Origin of the sequence: Streptomyces filamentosus, from assembly GCF_014654895.1 — a bacterium.
Classification (GTDB): Bacteria; Actinomycetota; Actinomycetes; order Streptomycetales; family Streptomycetaceae; genus Streptomyces; species Streptomyces filamentosus.
In genome coordinates, this window is record NZ_BNBE01000004.1 from 53159 (window position 1) to 71038 (window position 17880).

General features: G+C 73.7%; 16 protein-coding genes. 3 read left to right on the forward strand and 13 right to left on the reverse strand.

Translation table 11 applies throughout. The features are described from left to right. Window positions 1–25 precede the first annotated feature (25 nt). Entirely contained in the window at window positions 26–250 is a 225-nt protein-coding gene (locus IE326_RS34045) for a hypothetical protein (RefSeq protein ID WP_190044329.1), read from the forward strand. A gap of 71 nt (window positions 251–321) precedes the next feature. Here IE326_RS34045 and IE326_RS34050 read toward each other — a convergent pair whose 3' ends face one another. Continuing rightward, window positions 322–615 (reverse strand): hypothetical protein, encoded by a 294-nt coding sequence (locus IE326_RS34050; RefSeq protein WP_373310357.1) that lies wholly within the window; start codon window positions 613–615, stop codon window positions 322–324. Between the two features lie 173 nt (window positions 616–788). Here IE326_RS34050 and IE326_RS34055 point away from each other — a divergent pair, with 173 nt between their 5' ends. Further along, window positions 789–1217 carry a thiol-disulfide oxidoreductase DCC family protein gene (locus IE326_RS34055; protein ID WP_190044330.1) on the forward strand — a complete coding sequence of 143 codons (429 nt, stop codon included), beginning with the start codon at window positions 789–791 and terminating at the stop codon, window positions 1215–1217. 434 nt (window positions 1218–1651) lie between these two features. Here the strand turns inward: IE326_RS34055 and IE326_RS34060 are convergent, their stop codons facing one another. After that, the gene (locus tag IE326_RS34060) at window positions 1652–1981 is read right to left on the reverse strand and encodes a hypothetical protein (RefSeq protein WP_190044331.1); all 330 of its coding nucleotides are present in this window, start codon (window positions 1979–1981) and stop codon (window positions 1652–1654) included. A gap of 120 nt (window positions 1982–2101) precedes the next feature. Here IE326_RS34060 and IE326_RS34065 point away from each other — a divergent pair, with 120 nt between their 5' ends. After that, on the forward strand, window positions 2102–2443 hold the full coding sequence (locus IE326_RS34065) for a hypothetical protein (protein ID WP_190044332.1): 342 nt from the start codon (window positions 2102–2104) through the stop codon (window positions 2441–2443). Between the two features lie 123 nt (window positions 2444–2566). On the opposite strand, the gene IE326_RS42055 is transcribed toward IE326_RS34065, so the two are convergent. The 11 genes from IE326_RS42055 to tap all read right to left on the reverse strand — a co-directional run bounded on the left by IE326_RS42055 (window position 2567) and on the right by tap (window position 17776). Beyond that, window positions 2567–4147 (reverse strand): PP2C family protein-serine/threonine phosphatase, encoded by a 1581-nt coding sequence (locus IE326_RS42055; RefSeq protein ID WP_444545381.1) that lies wholly within the window; start codon window positions 4145–4147, stop codon window positions 2567–2569. A gap of 281 nt (window positions 4148–4428) precedes the next feature. Further along, entirely contained in the window at window positions 4429–6423 is a 1995-nt protein-coding gene (locus IE326_RS34080; RefSeq protein WP_190044334.1) for an outer membrane protein assembly factor BamB family protein, read from the reverse strand. A gap of 980 nt (window positions 6424–7403) precedes the next feature. Then, window positions 7404–7664 (reverse strand): DUF6199 family natural product biosynthesis protein, encoded by a 261-nt coding sequence (locus IE326_RS34085; protein WP_150233259.1) that lies wholly within the window; start codon window positions 7662–7664, stop codon window positions 7404–7406. Window positions 7665–7769: 105 nt separating this feature from the next. Further along, on the reverse strand, window positions 7770–8054 hold the full coding sequence (locus IE326_RS34090; RefSeq protein WP_308440355.1) for a hypothetical protein: 285 nt from the start codon (window positions 8052–8054) through the stop codon (window positions 7770–7772). Between the two features lie 792 nt (window positions 8055–8846). Beyond that, on the reverse strand, window positions 8847–9155 hold the full coding sequence (locus IE326_RS34095; RefSeq protein ID WP_190044335.1) for a hypothetical protein: 309 nt from the start codon (window positions 9153–9155) through the stop codon (window positions 8847–8849). A 304-nt stretch (window positions 9156–9459) separates the two neighbouring features. Then, the gene (locus IE326_RS34100; protein WP_190044336.1) at window positions 9460–10560 is read right to left on the reverse strand and encodes a DUF5954 family protein; all 1101 of its coding nucleotides are present in this window, start codon (window positions 10558–10560) and stop codon (window positions 9460–9462) included. Window positions 10561–10859: 299 nt separating this feature from the next. Then, window positions 10860–11378 carry an SDR family NAD(P)-dependent oxidoreductase gene (locus tag IE326_RS34105; protein ID WP_229915801.1) on the reverse strand — a complete coding sequence of 173 codons (519 nt, stop codon included), beginning with the start codon at window positions 11376–11378 and terminating at the stop codon, window positions 10860–10862. A gap of 508 nt (window positions 11379–11886) precedes the next feature. Continuing rightward, window positions 11887–14499, reverse strand: a complete 2613-nt coding sequence (locus IE326_RS34110; protein ID WP_229915882.1) for a DEAD/DEAH box helicase — start codon at window positions 14497–14499, stop codon at window positions 11887–11889. Window positions 14500–14714: 215 nt separating this feature from the next. Further along, window positions 14715–15053, reverse strand: coding sequence for a hypothetical protein (locus IE326_RS34115; RefSeq protein ID WP_190044337.1), 339 nt, complete (start codon window positions 15051–15053; stop codon window positions 14715–14717). Next, window positions 15050–15613 carry a telomere-protecting terminal protein Tpg gene (tpg, locus tag IE326_RS34120; protein ID WP_190044338.1) on the reverse strand — a complete coding sequence of 188 codons (564 nt, stop codon included), beginning with the start codon at window positions 15611–15613 and terminating at the stop codon, window positions 15050–15052. The genes IE326_RS34115 and tpg overlap by 4 nt, the downstream gene beginning before the upstream one ends. Before the next feature lie 3 nt (window positions 15614–15616). Then, on the reverse strand, window positions 15617–17776 hold the full coding sequence (gene tap / locus IE326_RS34125) for a telomere-associated protein Tap (RefSeq protein WP_190044339.1): 2160 nt from the start codon (window positions 17774–17776) through the stop codon (window positions 15617–15619). Window positions 17777–17880 lie beyond the last annotated feature (104 nt).

The window sequence follows — 17880 nt, forward strand, 5'->3', positions numbered from 1 at the left end:
ACGACACGCTCTAGGCCGGGTCGCCGTGTCGAAGGTGTCCGACCGGTGGGCGCACGCGGGCGTGGTCGAGCACTCCGCCCACGTCCACCCCAGCACCCTCGGCCGGAGTAGCGCCTTCTCCCTGCCCGAGGCACCCGTCGACCCCACCGCGGCGGCCGGAATCTGGACCGTCCGGGCCGGCGTCTTCCCCGAGAGCACGACGAGCCTCGCCGTCCACGACACGACAGGGATCGGCATCGCGGGGAAGTGAGCCCAGCGTGTTCCGACCGGAGTCCCGAGTACGGCTGTCCCTGGGCCCCGGTGGCGGGTGCCCGGGCCCGCTCACGTTTCGCCGGTGTCCCGTTCACCGTGGTCGTCGAGTGCGGCCAGGGCGTCGCTCCAGCGGGCGCGGCGCTCGGACTCCTGTTGGTCCCACCAGGGCGTGCCGCGTTCGCCGAGGGCGACCTTCGCGGTGTGCACGCGGTCGCGGGCCGTGCGTTCGGCAGCCGTGTCCTGAGCACGGCGGGCCGCGGCGACGGCGCGCCGCGCGGCCATGAGGTGGGACCGCAGCCGGGCTGCCACGTCCTCGGGCACGGCGGGGTCCGTGGCCCGCCAGCGCCGGCCGTCGATGATCACATACCGTCCGTCAGGGGTGCGGGCGGGCTCTCGCGCATCAGCGGTCACCTCTCCACCCTGACAGACGCCCGCCCTCGCGGACCGCCGGCGCCACGCCGCTCCGACGCCGGGAAAGAGGGAAAGACGAAGGGGGCCTTCGGCGCGATCCAGGCGAGGCGCCGCATGATGGAGGTATGCGCTCTCGGCCTGTGCTCGTCTACGACGGAGACTGCGGATTCTGCACGACGGCGGCAGACTTCGCCGAACGGCGTGTGCGGCCGCGCTGCGAGATCGTTCCGTGGCAGTTCACGGACCTCGATGCTCTTGGCGTCACGCCCGAGCGTGCCGCGTACGAGGTGCTGTGGGTGACGCCCTCGGGAGCGGTGGACGGCGGAGCGCGAGCCGTGGCGAAGGCCCTCCTGAGCGCGGGCGGCTTCTGGACACCTGTGGGCGCGGTGCTCCTGCTGCCTGGTGTGCGGTGGGGCGCCCGAGGCGTCTACCGGCTCATCGCGGCCCACCGACACCGGCTGCCCGGAGGAACTCCCGCCTGCTCCCTGCCCCCGCCGCCCCGGGTGACCGAGACCACCGTCTCCGTACGTCCAGGCAATGACACCAGCCGGTGAACCCGGGAAAGGCCCGTCCCCGGAAACACGGGCGACAACCGACTAGCCCTGGTGGATCAGCAGCGTCCGGGCCTCCTTCATCGTCGCACCGCCGTCCCCACGGTCCGTGCAGGCGTCGCTTCGGTCGCAGCCGCAGCAGACCGCGCCGCTGGTCTCCCGACAACCCGCCGCCACGGACGGCGCCTGAACGGTGACCACCCCGGACGAAAGGCACCCGCGGGACCGGCAGGGAACAGGGCCGCAGCCCGTACGCCGGCCGAAATCGGCGCGAGGAGCAGATCAAGGCGAGGAACGAGGCCGACCGGAAGCGGGGCCGTCCCCGCTCGTCGGGGGGGCAGCACGTCGGCAGCGTCACCGCCCGATCGCCAGCGGCCGGCGCGTGGGAGACGATCCTGCGGCCCGTACAGGTCGGCGCCCGCCGGTCCGTGACTTCCCTAGACCCAGTTCGCCCAGCCGAAGGCGAAGAGATAGGCCCGCCGACCTGCGTCCGATCCCCGGATGCCACGAAGGAACATCACCACCAGCGCGACAAGGAACAGAACAGCAAAGGATCCAGCCACCAGGGCTCCGACGACGGGTCCTGCAAACAGGCCGACGACCACACTCGCCACGACGACGATCCCGAGGCCGAAGTGCGCGGCCTGCAGATCGGCCCTGATGACCTCTCGCAGAGCTTTACGCGACGCCCGCGTATCGGAAACATAGCGTTCCCGCGCCGCCTCCGGATCAGCGGTGGGCCCCTCAGGCCACTGTTCCATCGCCATCCCCCTATTCCGTGCGGACAGAGCCTAACCCCTGAGTCACGCGTCTCGCGGCGGTCAGCCGAGACGGCCCTGGGCAAGACCGCCGCGATCAGCGGGACGCCCCGAAAGTGAGGAGCGCTCATGCGCGAGAACACCGTCGCCGCGCCGCGCGCCCCGATGGAGCCGGACGACGTCGCCGACGCCTTCGCCTGCCTCCGGACGATCCTCACCGCCGACATGGACACCGCCTGCGCGGTCGCCGACGACGCGGGCCCGGAGCTGGACCGGCTGCTCCTGGACGTCGTTGCGGGCACCTTCGTCCCCGTCACCGCCGCGGACGACCACGACGGGGAACTGTGCGAGCACTTCGTCCCCGTCCCCGCGCGAGCGCACTGGGCGGCGGGAGGCGGGCCTGGGCGTGCTGCTGTCCGGAGGCGGTCTCGGCGTCCTCGGCCGAACCGCGAGGTGGGGGCGCGGGGTTGAAGCGGGAGTTCGGGGGCACCCTCGACTCCGTGGCCACTGGGGGCGTGTCCTCGTCGCGGCGCCGGTCGGGGGCACGGTTGTCGGCGGAGAGGGGCACGGTTGTCGGCGGAGTCGGGAGCGAGGTCACGTTCGACGCGGCCTCCCCGGTGTGTGGCCGCGGGAGCAGGGGCGTCGTCGGTGACGGAGGCTGTTCCTGCGTACGGGGGCAGCGGCCATCGCTGCCCGGGCCGGCCCGGGCGGGGAAATGAAGAACCAGGAGATCGAGGAGGAAGTCGTGACGGAGCAGGCCGCGATCTGGTTTCCGAGCGGCACCGGCGGCATCACGCTGCTGGCCGTGGCCGTTCTGGTGATTCTGGCGGGCGTAGCCATGGGGCGGTCGAGGAGGCGCCGGTAGGCATGGCGGCCCTGGCCCCCGGCGGATGGGGGCGGTGGGCCTCGTGTTCCGGTGTCCGGCCGCGCTCCCGTACGCGTTCGCTGCCGTCGGGCGCGGGGCGGGCGTTCGGGGCGGCAGGGGGCGCTCACCGACGGGTGCCGTCGGTGGTGGGATGCCATTCGGCCAGGACGATGGTGGCGTCGTCCTGCAGGCGGCCGTGGTGGTGGTCGAGGAGGGTGTGGACGAGGCGGCGCAGGGCTTCGGGGGCGGGTTCGCCGGCGGCCAGCGCCCGGGTGACGAAGTCGACGAGCCGCTCTTCGCCGAACAGCAGGCCGGAGGCCGAGCGGGCCTCGGTGACGCCGTCGGTGTGGAACGCCGGGTTCCAGCTGGGCCTCGTGCACGGTGCGGGAGCGGGCGTGGTCCGGGCCGAGTCCCAGCGGCAGCTCGCCGTGGGATTCCAGGGCTCCCGGGACGACGCGGTGGGCGCGGATCAGCAGCGGGGGCGGGTGGCCGGCGTTCACCCAGGACAGCTGTCCGGTCTCCAGATGGAGGTGCGCGAAGACACCGGTGAGCAGTCCGTCGGGCTGCCAGCGGTGCAGGTCCTCGTCGATCCGGGCGGTGATGTCGGTCAGGGAGCCGCCCGCGCGGCGGACGGAGCGGCAGCCGGCCAGCGCGACGGCGGAGGCCAGTCCCGCGGCGAGGTCGTGGCCCATCGCGTCGACCACCGTCACGTGCAGGCGGCCGTCGTCCAGGCCGTGGTCGAAGGCGTCCCCGCCGATCTCGTAGGCCGGCTCCAGCGCGGCCGTGGAGGTGACCGTGTCGGTGCCGAGCGTGCGCGGCGGGAGGAACGCCCACACCATCTCCGCGGCGGTGGTCATCGGGCGCCGGCGCGCGGTGCGGCTGAACAGGTCGCTGAACCCGCTCTTGGACACCAACGTCAGCGCGGTGACCGCCGCCAGGTGCCGGGCCCAGTCCAGCGTGGCGGGCGTGACCTGTTCGGCGGTCACCCGCAGCACCCCGATCCGCGCGATGCCGTCGACCAGCGGCAGCCACACCGCCGGCGGCCGGGAGCGCGACAAGCGCGGCGACATCGTCCGGTACGCCCAGCCGGCCACCGTGCCCTCGATCGCCGGCGTTTCGCCGCCGTCGTCCACGCCCGGGCGGGGCAGCGGCACCAGCTCGTCCTCCTGCACGTCCGCCAGGTAGACGGTCGCCGACAGCATCCCCAGCCGGCGGGCCGTCTCCTCGACGAGCCGCGGCACCTGCAGCGGAGCCGTGGTGTGCGACCGCTCCAGGAACACGGCCAGCGCGGCCCCGGGGTCCTCCGTCATCGCACCGGCCCTTCCGCCGCCTCGGTCCCCCGCCTTCGAGTCTGGATCCGGTCCGGTCCTGGCGCACGGCGGCTGGTGCCGGCCCGAGGCTCCTCGCGTGCCGGGACGGCCCCGGGCCGGGCTGCTGCCCCTGCGGTCGCCGGGAGAGGGCCCCCGCATCGCGGGCCGGTACGGGCGACGCTTGCTGTTTCCTGACCGGCCGCGGGTCCTCCGCCCGTGTCCGGACCGCCGCGAGCGCTTGTGGTCGCGGGCTGCCTGTCGGCCTGGGGCGCCGGGCAGCGTCAGGTGAGGCGGAGGGCCCGGAGGTCACCGCCGCGCGTGACGAAGTACAAGACCCCGTCGGTGACCGTGGGAGTCCCTTGGAGATCGACGTCCCACAGCGCGTCCTGGTAACGGACCGACAGCGGTCTGCCGGTGCCGATGTTCCAGGCATGCAGCCGGCCGGTCCGGTCGGCCGCCCAGACCGTGTCGCCCACCAGGTGGGGCGTGCTGACGAATGCCCCCTTGCCGACGCCGGCCTTGGGCCAGGCCGGTTCGCCGGTCCGCGTGTGGAGGGCGGTGACGCGCCCTGGGGTGTGGCCGGCGACAAGAACCAGGTCCTGGGCGACGACGGGCGGCACGGTGACGCGCGTGCCCACACGCACGGTCCACTTTCGGGTGCCTGTGGTGGCGTCGATCGCGTGGACGGTGCCGTCTCGGGTGGTGAGGTAGACCGTGTCGCCCGCCGCGACGGGCTTGGCGACCGGCGCGTCGGGCAGGGAACGGTCCCAGCGCCGGACACCGCTTGCGGTGTCGAGTGCGGTGAGGCGGTGTCCGGCGGCTGCGTGACGCACGAGGTGGACCGCCTGCTCCGTCGCCGTCCACTGCTCGATGCCGGGCAGGGTGACGGGTCGCGGCCAGCGTGGCGTCCCCGTGTCGACGTCCAGGGCCAGCACCTGGCCGGGCCCGGCGCCGGGCGGCTGCGCGTCCGCTTCGAGGACGGCGACGAGGGCACTGCCGGCCATCTGGACGGGCGCAGTGACCAGAGTGCCGGTCGGCGCGGTCCACAGGCGGGTCGCAGAGGCGGTGTCGGTGGCGTGGAGGCGGCCGCGGGCGTCGGGGGCATACAGGGTGCCGCGGTGGTGGACGGCTAGTCCGTCGACGATCTGTCCGGGCAGCGGTGACCTCTTGTTGCCGGTCCGCAGGTCGCGCGGGAGGGGGTACCGGTCCTTGTCCGCGACGTAGACCGCGCCACCGCCGACGGCGGGCCGTCCGCGGTAGGCGGTGTGCTTGGTCCACAGGGCGGCACCGGTCAGGGCGTCGAAGGCGGACATCCGGTAGCCGTGGCGGACGACGACGGTGCCCTCGCAGACCTGGGGCTGTTCGGCTCCGGGCAGCAAGTGCCGTTTGGGCGGCCACAGCTCACGCGGCGGCCCGATCCGTGCCGCGGTGCGGCGCTGCGGGGCGACGGCCTCAGAGGGCTTGCTCGGCGCCGTCGTCACGGGGGCAGCGGGCTCGGGGAGCAGCACGATGCCGTCGCGGAGGCCGGGAAGGCCCTGGAGGTCGGCGAGGAGCGTCTGCCGGTTCACCGTGGCGCCGGCGGGCGCGTACGTGCCCGCTTTCTCGACCAGCGCGGAGAACAGGGCGTCGCCTTCGGCGGGGGTCCCCGACGGTGTCAGGTGCTGCAGGCGGCCGACCGAGTGGGAGCGGTCCTCCTTCCGGGTTCCCTCGAGGCGCAGTTCCACCACGGACAGTCGGGAGAGCAGGCGCCAGGTCACCTCCGCCTGGTCGGCGCCCCCGTCGGGCGCACCCTGGTGGAGGGCTGCGGCGACCAGGGCGTCGAGCTGGTCGAGGCGTCCCAGGACGGCTCGGCCGGGGCGCCCGGGTTCGGTCATGCGGGCGCGGAAGCGGGAGTTGCTGCCCGTCGCGGCCGCGGCGAGAGCCAGTTCGGCGAGCTGGTGCGCGGGGACGCTGACGGAGGCGACAGCGAGGGCGAGGCTCCAGCGGCGGCTTTGGAGCAGGGGCCAGCGGGCCGCGACCGTGGTCAGGTAAGAGCTGATGAGGCGGACGGAGTCGCTGTCGGCTGCGGTGAGCTTGGGGCGGCGGCGGACGCCGATCGACAGGCGGTGCCGCGCCCCGCCGGGGGCGAGTCCGGTGACGTGGATGTCGTCCACGTCGTCGACGGCCTTCGCCTGGAAGCGGACGTCGGTCGGCGTGACGTGGTCCCCCAGAGCCGGGACCGGGGTTTCGGTGAGCAGATGGGACAGCAGCACTGCACCGTACAGGTGTTCCAGCACGGTCCCGCCGCCGCCGGTCGAATAAGGAGTGGCTCCCCGCCTCGTCGTCCTGCCGTTCATCGCCTCACCCGTGCGTGGAGAAGTCCGGACAGCATACCGAGCCACGGGGACGCCGAGTCCGGCATCGCGCGGGGCGCCGGGAGGCGTGGGCCGGGCCCGTGACAAGAGCCGGCCTGGGGCCGACTCCGAAGCCACTCAATGGTGTTGCCGAGGTGATGCGCGTGCCGGGCGGGCGCGGGTACCGTCCGGGCCACTTCTCCCAGAAGGGGCAGGCCGTACCGTTCTCCCCTCGACCGAGACGCCGTGGAGGCTCACCGATTCGCCCCGCGTCGTCCGCTCGGTGTGCTCGCCGGGTTCCTCGGGTGCGGTGTCCCGTCGCAGCCGGACGCCGTGCTGGAAGAGGTGGGACCCGATGCTCCCCCGGGCGGCACTCCTTCTGGGTGCTTCGTCGCGGTGCGCCCGCGTCGCCTCGTACCGGTCGGGCGGGGACTCGGGTCTGTCCGGTGGGCGGCGACGGTGCAGCATCCTCCGCAGAGGCGGCGGATGATGTGGACAGCGAGGTACGGGCCGCTTCCGGAGCCGCGCCGCATCGTGTCGTGTCGTGTCGTGTCGTGTCGTGTCGTGTCGTGTCGGGGCGAACGCGGTCCAGGACGAGGAGGACGCCGGATGGCTCGTTGGTCCCACCGAAGTCGTCGTGGTGGTCGTGTCGTGGCCGCTGTCGGCGAGGGCGGCGCCGGCGATGCCCTCCGGGTCGCCGGAGTGTGCGCCGACTGCTTCCCGTCGGTTGCGCCCGGGCGCAGGTGCACAGCCGATGCAGGGTGTCCGCCGGTCTCGCTGCCCTGCTCCGGCGCCTGGGCGCGGCCCCACGTCGGCACCGATGTCTTCGGCGACGTGGAGACCGGCCGCGCGAAGGCATCGGGGCCGGGGTCTTGGGGCCGTCACACGGGTGGCGCGGGCGGATGCCGGGATTCGTCGAGGGTTCAGAGGGCTCGGACCAGCATCCAGGTGGCCACGGCCAGAAAGATCACTCCGGTGATGCGTTGCACGGCGTATCCCTTTCCTGTGGGCTCGGTGGCGCCCGGATCCTTCACCCACCCCTTCTGCAGGCGGGCGTTGGCTCTCCACAGCAACTGCGGTCGTACGACCTGGATCAGGCCGAGGACCAGGAAGAGGCACAGGAGCGGTATCAGAAGGGCGCTGCTGGTACCGGAAGCGGTCTGGGTCAGCGTGTCGGGGTTCATGGAGCCCCGCATGCCCTGGCTTCCCGTCAGAAAACGGCCGGGCCCCGGAGCGGGCCCGGGGCCGGATGCGGAAGGCTGGAGGAGGCGCTGTGGCGGGGAGGGGGGTCAGGCACCGACGTGTCCTGGGGTGACGGCCCGTCGGGGTGCGGCGTGACGGGCCGGCCGATGGCCCCGGGCGGACCGCAGTCGCGACAGCCAGACGGAGGTGGTGGCAAGCAGGCCGGTGAAGACCGACAGCAGGAGGAGAGAGACCCACATCTGCCGGCTCCCGGGGTGTGTCCATCCCGACCAGGCCCCGGCGGACGCCCACAGGAGGACGCCCGCGGTGTAGAAGGAGCGGATCCGGCGGAGTTCGCGTACGGCCCGCAGGGACGTGAGGTGTGTGCTCATCGGTGCCATGCCGGCCCGTCTACCCCGTGGATCGCGATCCATCGGCGGGAGGGGGACACGGGGCCGGAGGGGCGTCCACGGCACATCCTTATTGCAGGTCCACGGGCAGCCGGGCGCCGCCCACGGCCGGACCGACCACCGCCCCGGCTGGAGGGATTCGGGTGGGCGATGGTCGCTCCACAGCTCGAAAGCGCTCCGGCCGGTGCCGGTTCCGCCCAACGGTCGCCCCGGGCCGGGGCCGGTATCGGTGAAGTCCGGTGACTCCCTCGTGCACGAATTAGGACGCCTGTCGAGACGGACGGGCTGGATTCCGGTCTTCATCTCCTACGGACCTTCGTCATGAAGAACGCCCCTCCTACGATGGCGATCAGAACGATGGCGATGATCCAGAAGGGCGGAGAGCCCTGCCCTGCCCCTTTGGCCAAGAGCTGTACGTGCGACATGCCTTCTCCGATCCGGCCGTAGCGGCTGTGTGTGGCGGTCAGCCGAGTACCGGAGGCACGCATACCCTGTGAACCCTTGCGACTTCGGTGGCAGACACGCCGATTCCGCCGACGCAGGCCGGCGAGGCTCGGAGGCTGGGGCTGGACAGCTCCCCTCCGGAGCACCGCTCCGGCCGTTTCGGTACCCCGGGGCAGAGAGTGATCGGGTTCGTGTTGCCGTAGACCCGCCAAGCGCCTTCGGCGGCCGAGGCGGGCCCGGCCGTCGCCAGGCCCGGTCCGAGGGCAGCAAAGACGTTGCACTCCGCTCCGTCGCACCGCCCTCCCCCACACGCCGGACACACCCGCCGTCTCAGCCGACTTCTCGCGGCTGCCCGGCAAGAGGGCGAGGCCATTGCGCGTGCGCCTGGCATACGTAGGCACGGGCGGTGTGGGGCTCATCGTCCCGGACCGGATGTGAGGCCCACAACGGTCCGGAGGCGTAGACGCCGTCGGTGCTCACGTCGAAGGCGCACAGCGCCGCCACGGTGGTGTCGGCGCGGGCCAGGGCCCGTTCGGCCCGGGTGAGAGTGGCGTCGCAGCTCAGCTGGTCGAGCTCGGTGGTGCCGGCGGGGCGGCCGGCGAGCACTGCCCTGCGCAGCAGGAGCAGTCGGCGGTCCATCGGGTCCGGGCGGCGTCGCCGACCGCCTCCGCCGCTGCGGTCGCCGTGTCGAGGTCGGCTTCCAGGGCGGTGAGGGCGTCGTCCTCTTCGTGCTCGGGCGGGGGCTGTGTGGTAGGCGGTGCGGTAGCCGGGGGCCGGTGAGGGTGAGGTGTCGTACGGCGGCCGGATTCTCCGGCGCGTCGCGGGCCGGTCCGCCCGGACCTGTCCAGCGCCCCCGCTGGTACTCCCCTCACCCGGCCGGGGTGTTCCGGGTCCCGCCTCGGGCTCGGCGGGCGACCGTCCGCTCCGTGCGCCCCGACCTGCGTCAGCGGACGGGTCCGTCATCTGCGAGGCCATCTGTGTGGACGGTGCCGTCGTCGTCGAGGCGCGGATGGAGCGCTGCGGGGGCGTGGGTGCTGATGTCGGAGGAGCGGGGGCCTTCGGGCCCGTCGGGGCCCCAGCGCAGGAGGCGTCGGGAGCGGGTGACGCGGTAGACGGTGCCGTGGACTTCGACCTGGTCGCGGCGGTCGGCGCGCAGTGCGTCCGCGGCCTTCGCGAGTTCCACGAGCTCTGCGGCTGCCTCGTCGGTGGTGCCGACGGGCGGATTGCGGGCGTCGACGGTGCGGTCGGCGTCGTACGGGATCAGGCCGCGGGTGCGGGGTTCCATCCAGGTCAGGGCGAAGTCCAGGGTGCGGCGGGCGTCGTGGGCGGTGGCGTGGAGGCTGCTGCCCGCAGACCACTCGCCGTCGCCGGACCGCTCGGTGATCAGGAACGCCGCCGGCATCAGCAGGACGTCCGGATGGCTCTGTACGGCCCCTGCGGAATCGGCGAGGACCTCGACGGGGAAGCGGATGCCGCTGTAGGCCAGGGGACGCAGGGCGACGCGTTCCGCCGCCTGCAGCGGAGAGAGGGGCGCGTCCGGGTCGAGGACGAGGCCGTCGTCGACCCGCGCGCTGCGGGCGCCGGGGCCCCAATCGAGGGTGAGGGGTTCGGGGTCGGTCGGCCGCGGCGTCTCGATGCCGCCGCGGCTGTCGACGGCCGCGTACTCCTCTGCCCGCACGACCCGGTAGCGGGCTCCGAGCACGGTGAGCTCGTCGAGGGGCTCAGTCTCCAGACGGGCGACCGCCGCCAGCAGCGCGCGGCGCTCCTGGCGGCTCTGCGCATCGTCCTTGGCACGGAACCAGAACAGCGAGTTCAGCGCGTCCCGGGCCTCCTGCGGGCAGCCGTGGGTGACCCCGACGACCACCCGCCACCGCCGCCCGCCCTCCGCGTCCTGTGCGGCTGCACCGAACAGGGGGCCCCGGACCGCCAGCCCGCTGTAGCGGTCCGCGGCGTCACGGGCATCAGCCTCCCTCACAGCGTCCACGGGCTCCACCGGAACCCTCACCACCACCGAGTCTCCCGGCCCCGCGTCCTGTTCGCTCATGTCACCATCGTCCCGGCCCCGGCGCGCCCGCAGCGCGGGATCCGCGAAATTCCACGTCGGTCCCGGGCCGATGGGCATGGCCGTGGTAGCGGGCGGAGGCTGAAGACGCGGCAACAGCCCCGTCCGCTGCCTGGGTTCAGCGACCGGGACTACGGGCGGGGGTGCAGCGGTAGCGGGGAGCGGAGCACGGCGGCCCATGGCCAGGCCGCCGTACTCTCACCCCTGGGACCGTCCCCGTGCGAGCGGGAAGCGGACACGGTGAAGACGCGTTCGGCTTCGTCGTGCTGCGTGTGCAGGTCTCAGTAGAGGGAGGCGATCTCCTCGGCCGGGGCCGCCGGTACTCCGGGCGGGCCGCCCGTGCCGATCCACGCGCCGATGGCGACGTGCGCGGCCTGGACGCCGGTGCCGGCCAGTTCCTTGTGCAGGCCGAGCACCCAGTTGCGCAGCGCGGCCTGGGCGGCGTTGAGGTTGCCGAGCACCGGATCGGGATCGACCGAGCCGGCGCCGTTGGTGTAGAGCAGGGTGCCGGCGCCGGCCTCGCGCATGGCGGACAGCACGGCCCGGGTGGCGGCAAGGGCCCCGTGGAGCAGGACGTCCATCGCCCACCGCACATCGGACGGGCCGGTCCCGGACGGAGCGGTGAGCGGCGTGGATTCGAGGCTCCCGCCCGGGGAGTACTCCAGGACGTCGATGCCGCCGAAGCGGGTGGCGGCGTCCTGGAGCGCCTGGGTGAGCGCGCCATGGTCGAGTACGTCCGCCGGGAACGCGGCGGCGGCTGGTGAGCGTCGCTCCCCCGACGGCCGGCGGACACCTGGCAATCCTGCGAGACGCCGGATCGCTCGACAGCAGCCAGGCCGGTCGCACGGCCACGCACGAGCTCACCCAGGCCGGAACCCTCGGCGCGACGCCTGGGCTCTCGCAAAGGGTCCTTCGCCCGAGCAGGATCGATCACGGGCCGCCGGACCCGGGCGCCCCCGCGGGCGCGGGGGCGGTACGAGCAGATGACGCCCTCCCGCCGACTCCCGGCTCGGCCAGGGACCGTTCCTGTCGGGGGGAGGGCGGGGCGGTTTCCTGTCGGTCGAGGCAGCGGACCAAGCCTCCGCCGTCGCGGCGGCCCAGGCCCGTCGGGCGGGCCGTTCGGTCAGGCGAGCCGGGCACCGGGTCGGTGCCTGCCGACCGCGCGAAGCGGAGCCGAAGCGCACCGCAGGCGGGCGGGTCCGGCACACGGCCGGCGCGGAGGCCGGGCCGACACGGTCGAAGCGGGCAGCGGAGCACCGGCCCGCTGGTCAGCGTGGCCCTGGGAACGGAGCCGGACCGGCCGAGCGGTCAGGCCCAGGCGACTCCCAGGGTGGTGAGGGCGGCGCGCTGGGCGGGGTTCAGCTTGTCGCGGCGCTGGCGGGTGTTGGCGTACCAGATGCCGAGCTTGTGGTCGTGCTGTTCTCCGTCGGTGTGGAGGGTTTCGATGTGACCGCGGGCGGGGGCCGCGCCGACGCCTTCGCGGGCGGTGAACTGGGCGAGGGCTTCGACGCCCCGTAGGAAGGGCGTTGTCAGTTTTCCGTTCGGCGTTCCTCCGGCGGGGGCCGGCGGGGTTCGGGGGGCGGTCAGGCCCATGCCGGTCAGGCGGGTGCGCTGTCCCTCCGTCAGGGTGTCCCACGCCCGGTACTGGCGGAGGATCCAGGCACCGAGGTCATCACCTTCGTGGACGACGCCGGGAGCGACCTCGGGCAGGCGACCGTCCGGTTCGTCGGCGGCAAGACGGCCGAGGACGCGGTAGTGGCGCTGCCAGTCCAGCGGCCAGGGGCAGTTCCAGTCCGGGTCGATCGCCGCGAGCTGCGCCTCGCGGGCCGAGACGCGGTCGGGGTCCTTGCCGAGGGCGCCGGGGCGGCGGAGGTTGGCCATCGACTGGCCGATCGCGAGCATGTCCTGGTCGGTTTCGCCCCATTGCGCGTCCTGGCGGGGGGCGAGGTGGCCGTGGGCCCGGTGGTAGGAGCGCAGGGCGGCGAGTTTGGCCTCCCATGCCTCGTCGCCGGGCTCCCACACCATGCCCTCCTCGTCGAGCCGGGTCCTGCGGTGGTCCTCCAGGGTGTCGGCGCGGAGGTTCTTGCGCTGCTGGTGGACCCAGCGGCCCAGCGGAAACTCCTTCGTCCCGTCGGCGGTGGCGAGGGTGGTCACGGTGTCGTAGGGGACGGCGTACGGGCCGGTGATGCCGTGGCCGGCGCGCCAGCGGCGCAGGGCTTGGTAACCCTCCAGCCAGACCAGGGACTCGGGCCGGTAGACGCGGGTGCGGAGGAACGCGGAGATCGTGGCCGGGTCGCGGGGCCCGGCGAAACGCAGCAGGGCGGACTCGCCGGCCTGCGCTGCGGTCTCCTCGTCGGCTTGCCGGGCCTGGCCGGCGCCGGTGGCGGGGGCGGTGTCGTCGTTCTCGTCGCGGTGGACGTGGGGTGAGCGGGTGCCATGGGTGAGGGCGCGGGAGGCGAGGTCGGCGACGAGGCGTTCGGAGTGGGCGCGCAGGCCGTTGAGGACGGCGACGAGGGGTTCGTAGGAGGCGGAGGCCACCATGTCCTTCGGGTCTTCGCCGGGCTGGAGGAAGACGGGGACGAGGATCCGGGCGGTCTTGGTGGTGCCGTCGGGGTTCGGTCGCAGGGCGCGGCCGATGTTCTGGACGATCTCGACCTGGGAGCCGCGGGTGTCGGCGAAGCAGACCGCCTGCACTCCGCGTGCGCCGGTGATGTCGACGCCTTCGCCGAGGACGCGGACGCTGGCGAGGAAGGCGCGGTGGACGCGGTGGCCGGTGGCGTCGATGCCGTTCGCGAACTGCCGGACGGTCTCGCGGCGCTCGGCGACCGTGTGGTCCCCGCACAGCCACGCCGACCACACCCGGTCCGGCGGGAGGTGCCGGCCGGGGTCGAGGTCGTAGAGACGGGCCCCGATCGACGAGTCGGGCAGCTTCTCCGCCTTCGCGAGCGCGTCGAGGGACGGTTCGGTGGCGTGGAGCTCGGCCGCGGTCCGGGGGAGCCGGGCGGCGAACGCCTCGGCCTCTTCCACGCGGTGGTGGAAGGTCATGACGGTCTTGAGGCTGTGACGGGCGGCGTGCTCCAGGAGGGCGGTCTGGAGGAGGGCGAGGCGACGGCCGCGCAACGCCTCCTCGGAGATGCCGAGCATCGGGTCGGGGTCGCGGATCTCCAGGACGTCGATCTCGAAGCCGGCGAGGATCTCCCGGGTGATCGCCTCGGACAGGCCGAGCTCGTGGATCCACTCGCCGTAGACGCCCTCCGGGTCACTCGCCATCGACACGACCGGCGCCTCCTCGCCGTCCCCGCCGGGACGGGGTACGGCGAGGACCCGCGGAGTCGCGGTCATGTAGAGGCGGAAGGCCGCGGGGATGCGGGTGTTGTCGTGGATCGCGGCCCAGGGACGGGCGGCGTCCCCCGTGGTGACGTGCGCCTCGTCGACCACCGCCAGGTCGAAGCCGTCCAGGCGCTGCCCGTACGTCCGCTCCCCGCCCGCCAGCGCCGTCTCCAGCGGGCCTCGGACCTTCTGCAGGCCGGTGAGGGGGTCGTCGCGGTCGACGAGGGAGGCGTACGTCGCGAACACGACGGCCGGGCCGGTGCCGGCCCACAGGGCGAGCTGGGTCGGGTTCGTGGTGGTGCGCACCCCGATCGCGGCAAGGGCGGCGTCGGCCTCCAGGGAACAGACCGCGACCATGGGCGCGGTGTGGCCGACCCGGCGCCAGGCGGCGGCGGTCTGGGCGAGCAGGTCGAGGGTGGGGACCATGACCAGGATCCGGCCGCGGGGGAAGAACTCGCGGGCGGCGGCCGCGGCGGTGATCGTCTTGCCGGAGCCGGTCGCGGACACGTACGTCGCCCGCTCCCCCGCCGGCCCGGGCGTCCTGGTGCGCGGCCATCCGAGCCAGGAGCGGATCGCGGCCAGGCCGGTCATCTGGTGCTCGCGCAGCTGGACGGTGGCGTTCACGGGGCCCCTCGTCTCCTTCGCGGTCGAGTGCGGGTCAGGGGTGGTCGGGGTGGAAGGGGGGACGGACAGGGTCCCGTCAGGGGCGGTCTGGACGCGGACGGCGAGCGGCGCGAGGGCCTGTCCCGGCGTCAGGCCGGTGGGGCGGTCGCCCGCCGAAGCACGGCGGCCCGGGCCGGAGTCGGTCACGGCTGCGTGCTGACGGCCGTCCGCCGCTCGCGCACGCGGTGCGCGGCGGCCACCGCGGGACGCTCCTGGCGGTGGATCTCCCGCTCGCGCGCCCACGTCGTGCCGGTGGTTTCGGTGTCCGACTGGTGCACGGGGCGGCCGGTCGTCTCCGGCGGGGTTGGGATGCGCTGCCGTCCGGTGTGCCCGGCCGACCAGGCCGCGGGGAGGCGGTGGGGGTCGGCGGCCGTCAGGTCGCTCATGGAACCATGCCGCGGGAGGCGGCGTGCCTCGTCGGAGGTCTCCTGCTTCCGCCGGGCCGTCTCGGTGGCCTTCTCCGCGGCCCGGGTGCCGGTCACAGGTCGAACTCGATGTGCTGGACGTTGAGCATGCGGACTTCGTCCAGGCTCGCCGCCCGGGTGCCGCGCTGCTGGAAGTACACCTCCTTGAGCGCGTCGGCGACCGCCTGGCGCATCTGCGGCTCGCCGCCGTGCTGCTGGGCGTCGAAGATCCGTGCGGCGTGGTGCGGGGGCAGGGCGAGGGTGAGGTGGCGCTCGCGGGCCTCGTCGGTGCTGCCGGCAGCGGCTTCGTAGCCGAGGCTGGCGCGGACGTCGACCATCAGACCCTGGGTGCTGGCGGCTGCCTTCCTCGCCCGCTCCTTCACCTTCGGCTGCCACCGCTTGCGGACCTCCTCGCCCAGCCGGCCGGCCAGGCGGGGGTCGCGAGGCCGCTTGATGTCACCCTTCGCGTACCGCTGGACGGTGCGCTGGGAGACGCCGAGGAGGTCTGCGACGGCCTTGGTGCTCTTCATCTGCTTGACCAGGTAGCGGACCTGTGCCCCGGCGGACTGCGGCGCCTTCCTCGTGACCGCCTTGTCCAGGACGCGGTCCAGGCCCTCGGCGACCGACTTGACCACCATGGTCTACTCCCCCGTGTCCGGGCCGGCCGCGGCCCCGGTCCTGATGGTGCGGGCCAGGTTGAGCAGCGGGTTGCCGGTGTGCTCGCGCAGGCGCTCGGCCCACTGGGGGGTCTGGGTGCCTTCGTGCTTGACCATCCCCGGCGAGACCCCGATCCGGAACGAGCCCGGGACCGTCTTGCCGTCCGCATAGGGGAGGACGTCGAGCGGGGAGGGGCCGTTCGCGGCGTAGACGGCGCAGTCGGACAGGACGGAGACCGGGTAGCGGCCGGTGGCGGCGGCAAGCGCCACCATCTTGCGGTGCATGCCGATCCGCGCCCGGGAGATGACCGCGGCGCGGATGTCGGGGCGCCAGGTCGGGCGGGAGAGCGCCGGCCAGGGCTGTCCCGGCGTCCAGCCGCCGCCGGCGGCCTTCTGCTGGAGCTTGCCGAGGCCGAACTTGACCGTGCCCTTGATGGCGTCCAGGACGATCGCCGCGTCGGGGTCGCGCTCCTTGTGGCCGTCCATCGCGGCCAGGAACTCCTCGGGGGCCAGGCCGTCGGGCACGCCGAGGTCGGCCATCGTGGCCATGTAGGCGTCGCGCAGGCGTTTGTACCAGGCGTCGAGGTAGCGGCCGGAGTCCGGGCGGAGCCAGGCTTCCAGCGGCTGGACCTGGTAGCCCAGTTCGACGGCGTAGGCGACGGTCGGGGTGGCGTACCAGGCAGGGCCCGCGGGGTGCTCGCCGTACTGCGTGAAGGGGCTGGGCAGCAGGTCGCCGCACAGGTCCACCCACTTCTTGCCGACCAGGACCCGGTCGAGGCTGACGTGGGAGAGGTCGACCAGCCACGACCCGGGAACCTTGGGGTCGAAGGCGGGGTCGACGGTGTGCACGGGCGGTGTGGCCAGCCCGACGAGGGCGCCGTTCGCGGCGGCGGCGAAGGCCATGTTGACGTCGATGCCCACCAGGTGGGTGTGCCGGCGGTCCTCGTCGCTCAGTGGCCGCGCCCAGTCGTACGCCTCCTCGAAGATCCGCTCGGCGGGGGTGCGTTCGTGGAAGCGGGGCAGGTGCGCGAGGACCGGGTGGCCGTTGACCGCTTCGCACGGCGGGGGATCCATCGGCTCGGTACCGAGGGATCCCGGGTTGTGGACGCTGTGGCGGCGCCCCTCCGCGTCGGGGGCGGAGGCACGGGTCGGGGGGTGCAGGGCCGTCATCAGCTCCAGCCCTGTCACGGCCGTCGAGCCGCGCGGGGTCATGACGCGGGAGGCGTACAGGCTCATCACCCGGGCCAGGTGGGCCGGCTCCAGGGCGGCGGCGTTCTTCCAGGAACGTGCGTCGAGCGCGTGCCAGGACGGGATGCACAGCTGGACGCACAGACGGCGGCTGCCCTGCGCCGGACGGTAGATCCGCGCCCAGGGCCCGAAGCCCCGGCGCGTCAGCTTCCACTCAGCCGCCTCCAGTCCCTTGACCGCCGGATGGTCCGGGGCGAGGCGGCCGGTGTCCCGCTCGTCCTCGGTCAGCTCGGCCGGCAGGCCGAGGTGCTCCAGCGCAGACGGCGTCAGTACGAGCAGCGGGTCGGCGTCCCGGCCCGAGCCGTCCAGCCTCGGGGCACCGAGGCGGCCCTCGGCGAGCGTCCACTCCACGAGCGCGGGCAGCGTCGCCGCGGGGACGTCCAGGACGAGACCGCCCGCGGCGTGGCCGACGAGCTCGCCGTCCTCGACGGTCAGGACGGCCAGCGGCCCGTGAGCGAAAGGACCGTCCCCGGCCGGCGGGACGGGGCGGGCGGCCGTCTTGCGTACGGGGGGCCGCTTCGAGGTCGGCGCCGGGCGTGCCGTGCCGGGTCCGGGTGGGGCCGCCGCCGGGGCGGGTTCCTGGGCCTGCTCCGGGACCTCGACCGGAGCAGGGGTGGTGGGCGGCCGCTCCTCACGGGGAGCGGGGTACTTCTTCGCCCAGCCCTCCAGCAGCGCCAGATACGGCCCGCGGCGCGGCGGACGGGGCTCGCTCCTGCCCGCCTCCCAGTTCTTCACCGTCTGCGGAGTCGTCTCCAGAGCGCGGGCGAGAGCGGCCTGTGTGACACCGGCCGCCTCACGCAGTCGCGCCCGTTCAGCGGGCGCGGGAAACTCCGGCCCCCCGGCCAGCAGCTCCTCCACAGCCCTGAACAGGGCCTCTTCCTGCGGATCCTTCTTCATGACTCACCTCAGAGGGAACCGTATCGGTTTTTACCCTGGATTTACGGTTGGATTTCAAAAGTATCACCAAAGACGCAGACAGAATGGGCGCATCTGCGAATCCA